We start from the raw sequence: 12,187 nt of genomic DNA on the forward strand, positions 1-12,187 counted from the left end.
CGTCGGAGCGAGCCAGCGCGGGAACCTCCTGGCCTGCGCCGATGAGCCAGAAGTGGATCAAGGGATGCGGATGCTCAGGGCAGGAAGTTGTCCAGGGTGATCGGCAGGTCCCGCACGCGCACCCCGGTTGCGTGGTAGGCCGCGTTCGCGATCGCCGCGGCCGTTCCGACGATGCCCAGTTCGCCGACGCCCTTGACGCCCAACGGATTGACGTACGGGTCGTCCTCGTCGAGGAATTCGACCTCGATGCTGCCGACATCGGCGTTGGCCGCGATGTGGTAGCCCGCGAAGTCGTGGTTGACCACCTGGCCGAACCGCGAGTCGAACAGGGCCGCCTCGTGCAGGGCCATCGACAGGCCCATCGTCATACCGCCGAGCAGCTGGGAACGGGCGGTCGTGGGGTTCACGATGCGGCCCGCGGCGAAGACCCCGAGCAGGCGGGGCACCCGGATTTCGCCGCTGTCCTCGGAAACCCGCACCTCGGCGAACTGGGCCCCGAAGCTGTGCATCGCGTACTGACCCGGATACGCGGTCCCGGTGTCCGCGCCGATGACCTCAAGGCCCTCGTCCGGGACCGCGCCGGTGCGCAGGCGCTCCCGCAGTTCGCGGGCCCCGTTGTAGACCGCGGTCCCCCAACATGCCAAGCCCACCGAGCCACCGGCCGGTGCTGCCCCGGGCAGCGCGGTGTCCCCGATCTGCAGCTCGACCTCCTCGAACGGCACTTCCAGCGCATCGGCGGCGACCTGCCGGAGGGCCGTCCAGGTACCGGTGCCGATGTCCATCGCCGCGATCTGCACGACGTAACGCCCGTCGGGCGTGATCCGCACCCGTGCCGAGGACCCGGGAAGCCGGAACACCGGATAGGTCGAGGCGGCCACTCCGGTGCCGACCAGCCAGCCGTCCCGGCGCCGGGCGCGCGGCGTGCGTTCACGCTGCGCCCAACCGAACCGGCGGGCCCCGTCGAGCAGGCAGGCCACCAGGCCGCGGCTGGAATAGGGCAGCCCCGTCTCGGGATCGCGGTCCGGCTCGTTGCGGATCCGGAACTCGACGGGATCCAGGTCGCAGGCGATCGCCATCTCGTCCATCGCCGATTCGAGCGCGAACATGCCGGGCGCCTCCCCCGGCGCGCGCATGAACGTCAGCGGTGGGATGTCCAACGCGACCAGCCGGTGCGTCGTGCGCCGGTTGGGCGCGGCGTACATCGTCCTGGTGCACACCGTCGTCTGCTCGGCGAACTCCTTGAGCTTCGCGGTCTCCTCGATCGCGTCGTGGCTGATCGCCGACAGCCTGCCGTCGACGTCAGCGCCCAGCCGGATCCGCTGGACCGTGGGGGTCCGGAAGCCGACCAGGCTGAACATCTGGTGGCGGGTCAACGCCAGCTTGACCGGCCTGCTCGCCACCAGCTTCGCCGCCATCGCGGCCAGCACCACGTTCGCGTGCGTCGTGACCTTCGACCCGAATCCGCCGCCGACGTGCGGGGCGATCACGTGCACCTGGTCCTCGGCGAGCCCGAACAGCGGGGCCACCGCCTGCTGCACCATGGTCACGCCCTGGTTCGAGTCGTAGAGGGTGAGCTCGTCGTCGTACCAGATGGCGATGGTGGCGTGCGGTTCCAGCGGGTTGCTGAACTCGGCGGGCGTCGTGTAGGTCTCGTCGATCGTCTTGTCCGCCAACGCCAGCGCGGCCTCGACATCGCCTTCCTCGGTGTCGGTGGCGAACGTCGGGTTGACCTGGTCGGGGGCGTACAGATCGGCGCGGTCGGCGCGGAACTCGATGTCGTGCGGCTGCGCCTCGTATTCGATCCGGACCAGGCTCGCGGCGTGGCGGGCGGCTTCCAGGGTCTCGGCGATGACGCCGCCGACGAGCTGGCCTCGGAAGGCGATCCGGTCGGACTGCAGAATCACCAGCTCCGGGTCGTCCCCTGAGGTCAGGGCGGGCGCGTTCTCGTGGGTGAACACCGCGAGCACGCCCTCTTCGGCCAGTGCCTCGCCGGCGTCGACGGCGATCACGCGTCCGGCCGCGATGGTGGCCTGCAACGGGAACAGGTAGGCCGGGCGGTGCACCGGCTGTTCGAAGGCGTAGTGGGCTTGGCCGCGTACCTTCGCGCCGCCTTCCACCCGGTTGATCGCCGTGCCGACGGAGCGGGTCGGAATCGTGGTGCTCATCGTCGTTCCTCCGCCAACTCCAGAAGCGTGTGCACGATGACGTTGCGGGCGAGCGGAATCTTGAACGCGTTGCCCGACAACGGCTGCGCGTCGGCCAGTTCTGCCTCAGCGGCGCGGCGGAAGCTCTCCTCGGTCGCCGGGGCGCCCCGCAGCGCCTGCTCCGCCCGGCTCGCGCGCCACGGCTTCGGCGCGACACCACCCAGTGCCAGCCGCACGTCCCGCACCACGCCGTCGGCGACGTCGAGCGCGGCCGCCACCGAAACCAAGGCGAACGCGTAGGAGGCTCGATCGCGCACCTTGCGGTAGCGGGAATTCGCGGCGAACGGAAGCGGCGGCAGATCCACCGCCGTGATCAGCTCGCTGCGGCCCAGCACGGTGTCGTGCTGCGGCTCGCCGTCGGGCAGCTGGTGGAACTCGACCAGCGGAATCGTCCGCGCCCCCGCGGGCCCCTGGGTGCGCACGGTCGCGTCGAGGGCGGCCATCGCCACGGCCATGTCCGACGGGTTCGTCGCAACGCACGACCGGGAGGTGCCGAGGATCGCGAGGTCGCGGTGATGCCCTTGCAGCGCCGAACAACCCGAGCCGGGATCGCGCTTGTTGCACGGCGCGGTGACGTCCTGGAAGTACGCGCATCGCGTGCGCTGCAAGAGATTTCCACCGGTGGTGGCAACGTTTCGCAGCTGCGTGGAGGCACCTGCCAGCAGCGCTCGGGACAGCATCGGGTAGCGGTGCCGGACTCGCCGGTCGGCCGCCAGCTGGCTGTTGGTCACCGCCGCCCCGATGCGCAGGCCGCCGTCCGGCAGTTCCTCGATGCGGTCGGAGGTGAGCCGCCGGACATCGATCAGCTCGTCCGGCTTGACCACCTCCAGCTTCATCAGATCCACCAGATTCGTGCCGCCAGCGAGGAAAGCGGCGTTCGGGTTGCGTTCGAGCGAGGCGATCGCACCGGAGATCTCGTCCGCGCGTTCGTAGCCGAAAGGTCTCACTTCCGCGCCGCCTCTCCGATCGCCGGAACGATGTTCGCGTACGCCCCGCAACGGCAGAGGTTGCCGCTCATCCGTTCCCGGATCTCGTCGTCGTCGAGCACCACTTCGCTGGCGTCGAGGTCCGGGCTGACCACGCTCGGCCAGCCGTCCTCGACCTCCCGCTGCATCGCCACGGCCGAGACGATCTGCCCCGGCGTGCAGTAGCCGCACTGGAAGGCGTCGTGCGCGATGAAGCACCGCTGCATCGGGTGCAGTTCGCCGTCGGCCAGCCCGTCAGCCGTGACGACTTCCGCCCCCTGGTGCGCCACGGCCAACGCCAGGCAGCTGAGCACCCGCTGCCCGGCCAGCAGCACCGTGCAGGCGCCGCACTGCCCGTGATCACAACCCTTCTTGGGGCTGGTGATTTCCAATCGTTCCCGCAGCGCGTCCAACAACGTGGTGCGCGTGTCGACGACGAGCCGGTGCTCCCGGCCGTCGACCCGGAGCGTGATCTCCACATCCATGCTCTGCCGCCTTTCCCAGCCGAGGCGGAAACGGGCTGCATCATCGCCTGCCGGAGGACGATTCACCTCCCCGGCACGGACAGCGACGAATTCCGCCAACCAGGACGTTGCACGCGAAACCGGCTGACCCGTCCGCCGAAGTATCAATCCGCGCGGCGACGCCTGCAAACGCAAGCGCTACCACCGATCTTCGAAATCGGCGAGCACCGTTCGCGACCGCCCGCCATCGGCGGGCTGGATGATTTTCCCTTCTGCCACACGAATATCGTCCACAGGGGACAACCTCGGTGAAAATGGACGCGCGACCAGCCGCACCCGAGCCGACCCTGCTGCGCTGCTCCGTCAGGTTCTACAGTGGACGCGCGCATCGATGGCGGACCGGAAGGCGGCTGGCATGGGAATGGTCAACGCGGTTGGTCTGGTCCTGCACCCCGACCGACACCGCCCCGAGGTGATCGAGACGATCGTCAGCTGGGCCCGCGGCAGGGACATCGAGGTGCTCGGCATGCCGGACGAGATAGCCGCTTACGGCCAGTCGATCACCACGTTGCCGCCCGAACAACTCGCCGAGCGCGCCAGCCTGCTGGTCAGCCTCGGCGGCGACGGCACGATGCTGCGGGCGCTGCGGCTCGGCAGCGAGCAACAGACCCCGGTGCTCGGCGTCAACCTCGGGCGGTTGGGTTTCCTGGCCGAGATCGACATCCCGGATCTGGACCAGGCGCTGTGCGCCATCGACGACAACCGCTTCACCGTCGAGACGCGTTCCGGGCTGCACATCATCAGCGCGGACCGATCCGTGGTCGCGTTCAACGACATCGCCCTGGTGCGGGTGCCCGGTGACGGGATGGCGATGGTCGAGGTGCAGGTCGAAGGACATCCCTTCGTCAGCTACGCCGCGGACGCCGTCGTCGTGGCGACCCCCACCGGGTCCACCGCCTACAGCTTCTCCGCTGGCGGACCGATCATCTCCCCCAGGGTCGAAGGGCTCCTGGTCATCCCGGTGGCCCCGCACTCGGCGTTCAACCGGGCCCTGTTCCTGTCCCAGGGCGAGAAGCTCGCGTTGCGGGTCCTGCCCAAGAGCAGCGAACTCGGGGTGGAGGTCGACGGGCAACTCGTCGCGCACCGGTTGCCCGGGACGCTCATCGACATCACCGTCCAACCCGCCGCCGCCCGGGTCGTCCGGCTCGGACACACCACCTTCTACCAGCGCGCCCAGCGAAAACTCCACCTCACCGGTTCACCCGAAGCTGGCTGAACACCGACCTCGGTCAGCGGGTTTCGCCGGGACGTCGGCTCGACGGCCGCACGGGCGGGATCGGCTGGCTGGGCCAGCGTCGTGGACCCGACCACAACGCGGGCACCGCGTCGGTCGTCGCCGCCAACGCGTATGCGGTCGCCTCGTAGTTGACCCGCCACCCCCGGAAGTGCGGCCAGGCCTCCTCGGGGGTGCGTTCGATGGTGAAGCCGACCTCGGTCAGCCAGGCGACGCCAGCGCGGTACTCCTCGTAGGACAGCTGGATCTCGGCGTTCGGATCCGGATCTTCATCCACCGGCAGGCCGATGCTGACCGCGATCTGCCGCAGCGCGGTGAAGCCCATCCGCAGGCACAGCCTCGGTTCGATCGATTCCCGGCTCGGGCACAGCGCGAGCAGCAGCGCCGCCGAGTCCATCACGGCGAGCAGGCCGACCAGCCACGAGTGCAGCGGTTGCGGGGAGCGGAAGCGGATGAGCACCGGGTAGTTGCTGTGGCTCTCGGCGATGTCGGCCGCCCACCGCTCCCACCGCCGGTACAGCTCGGTGAGGTCGTCATCGCCCAGCCGGATGCCGTAGCGGGTCCGGGCCAGCAGCTCGGGTCCCCACGGCGGCGATCCGGCTCGGGCACCCAGCAGCGTCACCTCGGTCTCCCGGCGGTTGAAGGCCGAGTACAGGGTCGGCAGGTAGGCGATCTGGACCGCGATGACCAGCAGCCCGGTCGCGGCGGCGAGGAAGTCGATGATGCTCGGGCCGGTCGAAGCGGTGGTGGCGAACCCCAGGGTGAACAGCGCTGACCCCGCCTCGCGGGCGGCGTGGCCGAGGTCGGGCAACCACGGCCACAGCAACAGCGCGTAGCCGATGAAGTAGCCCGTGAGCCACGCGGTCAGCGTCCCGGCGAGGAAGGTGACCGGTTGCGCGGCGAGGATGCGGTCCCGCGTCGGGTAGTCGCGCGCCAGCCGGGTGAGCAGCACGAACAGCGTGGCCACCGCCTGGCTGACCAGCCGGGTCAGCATGCCCGGCCGGGACATCGTGATGACCAGCGTCCGGGCGACACTCACCGTGACCGCCACCAGGAACAGCCCACCGACGACGGCGGCGAGGACCCGGAGCAGCATGTCTACAGTGTGCCGACCGGCGCAGGTCGAAGCGGCAGCGGCTCCCCGCTGGTGGTCGAGCGGCGGATCCCGGCATGCTGGTGGTGTGTCGGTTGGGTACATCCGCCGGTGGTCGCTCGCGGGCGGGTGTCGAGACCTGGGGGTGCGGTGGATGAGAAGTACCGCGGTGGACGGCTTCGAGCTCTGCTACGACCGGGTCGGCCAGGGGCCGGGCGTCGTGCTGCTGCACGGCTGGCCGGGCGACCGGATCGACTACCGCGATGTGGTGCCGCTGCTCGCGGACTCGGCTGAGGTGGTGGTCCCGGATCTGCGCGGGTTCGGCGACTCCGACAAGCACGACGCCGATCCGGCCCAGCAGTACAGCGCGGCGGCCCAGGCGCGCAGCGTCGCCGGGCTCATCGAGGAGCTCGGCCTGCGGCGGCCGGTGGTCGCCGGGTACGACGTCGGCAGCCGCGTCGCGCAGGCGCTGGCCGCGGCGCGGCCGGAGTTGGTCGGAGCGCTCGTCCTCGCCCCACCGCTGCCGGGCGTTGGACAGCGGATTCTCGGGGCGCACGCGCAACGCGAGTTCTGGTACCAGGCATTCCACCAGTTGCCCCTCGCGGAACAGCTGATCGACGGCGAACCGCAGGCCGTTCGCGATTACCTGACGCACTTCTGGACCCACTGGTCGGGTCCGCAGTACGAGCTCGATCCGGCCCACCTCGACCACCTGGTGGCCGTCTACGGTCCGCCAGGCGCGTTCACCGCCTCGATCGCCTGGTACCGGGCCGGTGCGGGCACGGTGGCCAGGTCCATGGCGGAGGTCGCGCCGCAGCGGCGGCAGCGGGTGAGCGTGCCGACGACGGTGCTGTGGCCGGAGCACGATCCGCTGTTCCCCCGCACTTGGTCGGATCGGCTGGGCGAGTTCTTCAGCGACACCGACATTCGCTTCATCGATGGTGTCGGCCACTTCCTCCCGATGGAATCGCCGCGCCTGTTCGCGGCAGCGGTCACCGCGGCCCGCGACCGGCGCAGCGTCGCGCGATAACCGGAACCGCTGGGCGCTCAAGCGGTTTCGCCTGCGCCCAGTGACGTTCGCCCCTTCATAGCCGGGCGCGGTAGTTGGTTTGCTGGCGGGATAGGAATGCTCGTCCGCTGCCACCGCGATCGCGTCGCGCGGCTTGGTGGCGCCCGAAAGCTGCCGGAAGGGCGTCTCATGTGTGCGACCAGGAAAGAACAACTCCTCGACCGAACCACCGGCGGCGCGGGGCGCACCACGCTGCGCGGCCTGGAGGTGCTGCGCACACCGCTGTTGAACAAGGGAACGGCGTTCACCGCGGAAGAACGCGCACAGCTGGGCATCGACGGGCTGCTGCCGTCGGCGGTGCAGACGGTCGAGGAGCAGGCGAGGCGCGCGTACCAGCAGTACCGGGCGCAGTCGAGCGACCTGCTCAAGAACGTCTACCTGAGCGCGCTGCACGACCGCAACGAGGTGCTGTTCTACCGGCTGCTCGCCGACCACCTCCGCGAACTGCTGCCGATCGTGTACGACCCGACGGTCGGTCAGGCGATCAAGCAGTACAGCCACGAATACCGCCGCCCGCGCGGCATCTACCTGTGCATCGACGATCCCGACGGCATCCAGAGCGCCTTCGAGAACCTCGGGCTCGGTGCCGACGACGTGGACCTGATCGTCGCCTCGGACGCCGAGGAGATCCTCGGCATCGGTGACTGGGGTGTGGGCGGCATCGACATCGCCGTCGGCAAGCTGGCCGTCTACACCGCGGCCGCCGGAATCGACCCCGCCCGAGTCATCCCGGTGGCGCTCGACGTCGGCACCAACAACCAGGAACTGCTGGACGCGCCGGACTACGTGGGCAGCAGGCACCAACGGGTGCGCGGCCAGCGCTACGACGACTTCATCGACGCCTACGTCGCCACCGCCACGCGGATGTTCCCGCACGCGCTGCTGCACTGGGAGGACTTCGGCCCGGCCAACGGGCGGCGGATCCTGGAGAAGTACACCGGCAGCATCTGCACCTTCAACGACGACATGCAGGGCACCGGTGCGATCGTGCTCGCCGCGCTGCTCGGCGCGGCACGTGTCGCCGCAACACCGCTGCGCGAGCAGCGGATCGTCATCTTCGGCGCGGGCACCGCGGGGATCGGCATCGCCGACCAGCTGCGCGACGCGATGGTCCGCGACGGCATCGACCGCGCTGGGGCCACCCGCCGGATCTGGGCCGTCGACCGTCCGGGCCTGCTGACCGACGACATGAGCGACCTGCGCGACTTCCAGGTGCCCTACGCCCGCCCGGCCGCCGAGGTGGCCGACTGGCGTGACGAGGCCGGTCGCATCGGGCTCGCCGAGGTGGTCGCGCACGCACAACCGACGATGCTGGTCGGGACCTCCACGGTGCACGGGGCGTTCACCGAAACCATCGTCCGGGAGATGGCCGCGCACGCCGATCGGCCTATCATCTTCCCGATCTCCAACCCGACCGAGCGCATCGAGGCGATGCCCGGCGATCTGATCCGCTGGACCGAAGGACGCGCGCTGGTCGCCACCGGCATTCCGGTCAACCCGATCACCTACCACGGCACCACGTACTCCATCGGCCAGGCCAACAACGCCCTGCTGTACCCGGGGTTGGGGCTCGGCGCGGTGGTGTCGCGGGCACGCCGCGTCAGCGCCGGGATGATCCTGGCCGCCGCCGAAGCCGTCGCGCACCTGGTCGATGTGCACACCCCGGGCGCGTCACTGCTGCCCCAGGTCGACAACCTCCGCGAGGTTTCGGCCACCGTCGCCACCGCCGTCGCCGACCAAGCGGCCAAGGAAGGCCTCGCACGCGCCGAACTGCACGATGTGCACCAGCAGGTCCGCGACGCGATGTGGCAGCCGATCTACCGGCCCGTCGAGGCCGTTCAGCCTGACCAGCCCAGCCAGGCCGACCGAGGAGCATGACGATGGCAACGGAACAGGCCGAGCCGCGGATCGTCGACGTGCCGATCGGATTGGCCGCCACCGGCACCCGCACCGAGACCGATTCGCTGGGCGAAGTCGAGGTGCCCGCCGAGCACTACTGGGGTGCGCAGACGCAGCGGTCGCTGATCCACTTCGACATCGGCGACGACCGGATGCCCAAGCCCGTCTACCACGCCTACGGGTACGTGAAGAAGGCCGCGGCGACGATCAACGCCCGAGCGGGCCGGCTGCCGCGCTGGAAGGCCGACTTGATCGGTCGGGTCGCCGACGAGGTGATCGCGGGGCGGCTGGACGCGGAGTTCCCGCTGTACGTGTGGCAGACCGGCTCGGGGACCCAGTCGAACATGAACGTCAACGAGGTGATCTCCAACCGCGCCATCCAGCTCGTCGGCGGTCGGCTCGGCAGCAAGGATCCGGTGCACCCCAACGATGACGTGAACATGGGCCAGTCGTCGAACGACACGTTCCCCACCGCCATGCACCTCGCCGCGGTTCGGGCGATCGACCGCGATCTGCTCCCGGCGCTCGCCCGCCTGCGGGACGCCGCCGCGCACAAGAGCGAAGAATGGGCGCACGTGGTGAAGATCGGCCGCACGCACCTGGAAGACGCCACACCGCTGACGGTCGGCCAGGAATGGTCCGGGTACGCGGCCCAACTCGACGACGCCGCCGACCACATCCGCACCACGTTGGCCGGGCTGCACCGGCTCGCCATCGGGGGCACCGCCGTCGGAACCGGGCTGAACGCGCCGCAGGGATTCGCCGACGAGGTCACCAAGTTGCTCGCCGAGTTGACCGGCTACCCGTTCGTCAGCGCACCCAACAAGTTCGCCGCCCAGGGATCGCTGGACGCCCTGATCCGGGTCTCGGCGAGCCTGCGGACCCTGGCGGCCGCGCTGTTCAAGTTCGCCAACGACGTGCGCTGGCTCGGCTCCGGACCGCGCACCGGCCTCGGCGAGCTGATCCTGCCGTCCAACGAACCCGGCTCCTCGATCATGCCCGGCAAGGTCAACCCGACCCAGGCCGAGGCGCTGCTGATGGTCTGCATCCAGGTCGTCGGCAACGACACCGCCGTGTCGATGGCCGGGGCGGAAGGCAACTTCGAACTCAACGCCTTCCGCCCGGTCGTCATCAACAACGTCCTGCGCTCGACCCGGCTCCTCGGCGACGCCTGCGACCACTTCCGGCGCTACCTGGTCGAAGGTGCTCGGCTCAACGAGGCGCAGTTGAAGACCAACATCGACCGCTCGTTGATGATGGTCACCGCGCTGAGCCCGGTCATCGGCTACGACGAGGCGGCGCGCATCGCGCACCGCGCGCTGGACGAGGACCTGACGCTCAAGGACGCCGCGCTCAAATCGGGCGTCAGCGAAGCGCTCTTCGACGAGGTCGTGGTACCCGACCAGCTCACCCATCCCGAACCGGCCGAACGCAGCGGCACCACGCACCGCGCGAAGCGATGATCCCTCCGGTGCACGAAACTCCCTTGTGGACTGTTCGACACCGGAATACCGCCCTGCCCAACATATTTCAGCACATAACCCCTTTTCGAAGAGGCCGGGCAGCGTCGGGCGTCGGCGGAATGCCGACCGCGGCGGCGAGACCTGCGCCGCGCCCGGCATTGGCCGAGAATCGTCGAGGGGAACAAACTCGCACCCCACGACGTCCAGAACGCTGGACCACGGAAGCCGCGGCGCGTCGACGACGCGAGCTCGCACCGACGCCGCGCAACCAACAGGAGCTACCCGCATGAGCACTTCAGCCCAGATCGGCATCACCGGGCTAGCGGTGATGGGCCGCAACCTCGCCCGCAACTTCGCCCGCAACGGCTACCCGGTCGCGGTGCACAACCGCACCGCGGCACGAACCCGCGCCCTGATGGAGGAGTTCGGCCACGAGGGCGATTTCGTCGCGACCGAGACCGCCAGCGACTTCGTCGCGGCGCTGGAACGTCCCCGCCGCCTGGTCATCATGGTGAAGGCCGGGGACCCCACGGACGCGGTGATCCAGGAGTTCGCGCCGCTGCTGGAGCCCGGCGACATGATCATCGACGGCGGCAACGCGCACTTCGCGGACACCCGGCGCCGGGAACGGGATCTGCGCGAGCAGGGCATCCACTTCGTCGGGACCGGCATCTCCGGTGGTGAGGAAGGCGCCCTGCACGGGCCCAGCATCATGCCGGGCGGTTCCGAGGAGTCCTACGCCTCGCTGGGCCCGATGCTGGAGAAGATCTCCGCCAAGGCCACCGACGGCGCGCCCTGCGTGACGCACGTCGGCCCGGACGGTGCGGGGCATTTCGTGAAGATGGTGCACAACGGCATCGAGTACGCCGACATGCAGCTGATCGCCGAGGCCTACCAGCTGCTGCGCGACGTCGCTGGCCACTCCCCCGCCCAGATCGCGGACATCTTCCGCACCTGGAACACCGGCCGCCTCGACTCCTACCTGATCGAGATCACCGCCGAGGTGCTCTCCCACGTGGATGCGGCGACCGGCAAGCCGTTCGTCGACGTGGTCCAGGACCAGGCCGAGCAGAAGGGCACCGGCCGCTGGACCGTGCAGATCGCGCTCGAACTGGGCGTGCCGGTCTCGGGCATCGCCGAGGCGGTGTTCGAGCGCTCGCTGTCCGGCCACGCCGCGCTGCGCGAAGCCTCGCGCGGGCTGCCGGGCCCTACCGCGAAGCCGCTGGGCGAAGCCGAGGCCGCCGCCTTCGCCGACCGGGTGGAGCAGGCGCTGTACGCGTCCAAGATCGTGTCGTACACCCAGGGTTTCCACGAGATCGCCGCGGGCAGCGCCGAGTACGACTGGAACATCGACCTGGGCGCGATCGCCTCGATCTGGCGCGGCGGCTGCATCATCCGCGCCGCGTTCCTGGATCGCATCCGCGCCGCCTACGACACCCGCCCCGACCTGCCGAGCCTGCTCTCCGACGACACCTTCGCCCAGGAAATCGCGGCGGCCCAGGACGACTGGCGAGAGGTCATCGCCACCGCCGCACGCCAAGGCGTCTCAACACCGGGCTTCTCGGCGGCCCTCTCCTACTACGACGCGCTACGCGCGGACCGCCTACCGGCGGCCCTCACCCAGGGCCAACGCGACTACTTCGGCGCCCACACCTACCGCCGCACCGACCGCGAAGGCTCGTACCACACCCTCTGGGGCGCCGACCGCTCCGAGGTCTCGGCCTAACACGAGTTCG

Annotated in this window: 9 protein-coding genes; 5 read left to right on the forward strand and 4 right to left on the reverse strand. The window is 69.9% G+C overall.

Going from position 1 to position 12,187, the window contains the following annotated elements:
* Positions 1-74 precede the first annotated feature (74 nt).
* From ACTWQN_RS00895 to ACTWQN_RS00905, 3 genes are read right to left on the reverse strand one after another with little or no spacing between them, the layout of a single operon-like run.
* Positions 75-2,165: a xanthine dehydrogenase family protein molybdopterin-binding subunit gene (locus ACTWQN_RS00895; protein WP_443201334.1), complete on the reverse strand. Its 2,091-nt coding sequence runs from the start codon at positions 2,163-2,165 to the stop codon at positions 75-77.
* The gene (locus tag ACTWQN_RS00900) at positions 2,162-3,151 is read right to left on the reverse strand and encodes an FAD binding domain-containing protein (protein ID WP_443201335.1); all 990 of its coding nucleotides are present in this window, start codon (positions 3,149-3,151) and stop codon (positions 2,162-2,164) included. The genes ACTWQN_RS00895 and ACTWQN_RS00900 overlap by 4 nt, the downstream gene beginning before the upstream one ends.
* Positions 3,148-3,654 carry a 2Fe-2S iron-sulfur cluster-binding protein gene (locus tag ACTWQN_RS00905; RefSeq protein ID WP_443201336.1) on the reverse strand — a complete coding sequence of 169 codons (507 nt, stop codon included), beginning with the start codon at positions 3,652-3,654 and terminating at the stop codon, positions 3,148-3,150. The genes ACTWQN_RS00900 and ACTWQN_RS00905 overlap by 4 nt, the downstream gene beginning before the upstream one ends.
* A 370-nt stretch (positions 3,655-4,024) precedes the next feature.
* Here ACTWQN_RS00905 and ACTWQN_RS00910 point away from each other — a divergent pair, with 370 nt between their 5' ends.
* Positions 4,025-4,909 (forward strand): NAD(+)/NADH kinase, encoded by an 885-nt coding sequence (locus ACTWQN_RS00910; protein WP_443201337.1) that lies wholly within the window; start codon positions 4,025-4,027, stop codon positions 4,907-4,909.
* Between the two features lie 13 nt (positions 4,910-4,922).
* On the opposite strand, the gene ACTWQN_RS00915 is transcribed toward ACTWQN_RS00910, so the two are convergent.
* Positions 4,923-6,023, reverse strand: coding sequence for a hypothetical protein (locus tag ACTWQN_RS00915; RefSeq protein WP_443201338.1), 1,101 nt, complete (start codon positions 6,021-6,023; stop codon positions 4,923-4,925).
* Positions 6,024-6,174: 151 nt separating this feature from the next.
* On the opposite strand from ACTWQN_RS00915, the gene ACTWQN_RS00920 reads away from it, so the two are divergent.
* From ACTWQN_RS00920 to gnd, 4 genes are all read left to right on the forward strand, one after another.
* Positions 6,175-7,050, forward strand: a complete 876-nt coding sequence (locus tag ACTWQN_RS00920; protein WP_443201339.1) for an alpha/beta fold hydrolase — start codon at positions 6,175-6,177, stop codon at positions 7,048-7,050.
* Positions 7,051-7,218: 168 nt separating this feature from the next.
* On the forward strand, positions 7,219-8,967 hold the full coding sequence (locus tag ACTWQN_RS00925; RefSeq protein ID WP_443201340.1) for an NAD-dependent malic enzyme: 1,749 nt from the start codon (positions 7,219-7,221) through the stop codon (positions 8,965-8,967).
* Positions 8,968-8,969: 2 nt separating this feature from the next.
* The gene (gene fumC / locus ACTWQN_RS00930) at positions 8,970-10,451 is read left to right on the forward strand and encodes a class II fumarate hydratase (RefSeq protein WP_443201341.1); all 1,482 of its coding nucleotides are present in this window, start codon (positions 8,970-8,972) and stop codon (positions 10,449-10,451) included.
* A gap of 286 nt (positions 10,452-10,737) precedes the next feature.
* Positions 10,738-12,177, forward strand: coding sequence for an NADP-dependent phosphogluconate dehydrogenase (gene gnd / locus ACTWQN_RS00935; RefSeq protein WP_443201342.1), 1,440 nt, complete (start codon positions 10,738-10,740; stop codon positions 12,175-12,177).
* Positions 12,178-12,187 lie beyond the last annotated feature (10 nt).

The sequence above is a fragment of the Saccharopolyspora antiqui genome, assembly GCF_052246905.1.
Classification (GTDB): Bacteria; Actinomycetota; Actinomycetes; order Mycobacteriales; family Pseudonocardiaceae; genus Saccharopolyspora.

Bases quoted from the DNA above. Each gene is read 5' to 3' on its own strand.
- ACTWQN_RS00895 (WP_443201334.1), bottom strand. From the start codon at position 2,165: ATGAGCACCACGATTCCGACCCGCTCCGTCGGCACGGCGATCAACCGG.
- ACTWQN_RS00905 (WP_443201336.1), bottom strand. From the start codon at position 3,654: ATGGATGTGGAGATCACGCTCCGGGTCGACGGCCGGGAGCACCGGCTC.
- ACTWQN_RS00910 (WP_443201337.1), top strand. From the start codon at position 4,025: ATGGCGGACCGGAAGGCGGCTGGCATGGGAATGGTCAACGCGGTTGGT.
- ACTWQN_RS00915 (WP_443201338.1), bottom strand. From the start codon at position 6,023: ATGCTGCTCCGGGTCCTCGCCGCCGTCGTCGGTGGGCTGTTCCTGGTG.
- ACTWQN_RS00920 (WP_443201339.1), top strand. From the start codon at position 6,175: ATGAGAAGTACCGCGGTGGACGGCTTCGAGCTCTGCTACGACCGGGTC.
- ACTWQN_RS00925 (WP_443201340.1), top strand. From the start codon at position 7,219: ATGTGTGCGACCAGGAAAGAACAACTCCTCGACCGAACCACCGGCGGC.
- fumC (WP_443201341.1), top strand. From the start codon at position 8,970: ATGGCAACGGAACAGGCCGAGCCGCGGATCGTCGACGTGCCGATCGGA.
- gnd (WP_443201342.1), top strand. From the start codon at position 10,738: ATGAGCACTTCAGCCCAGATCGGCATCACCGGGCTAGCGGTGATGGGC.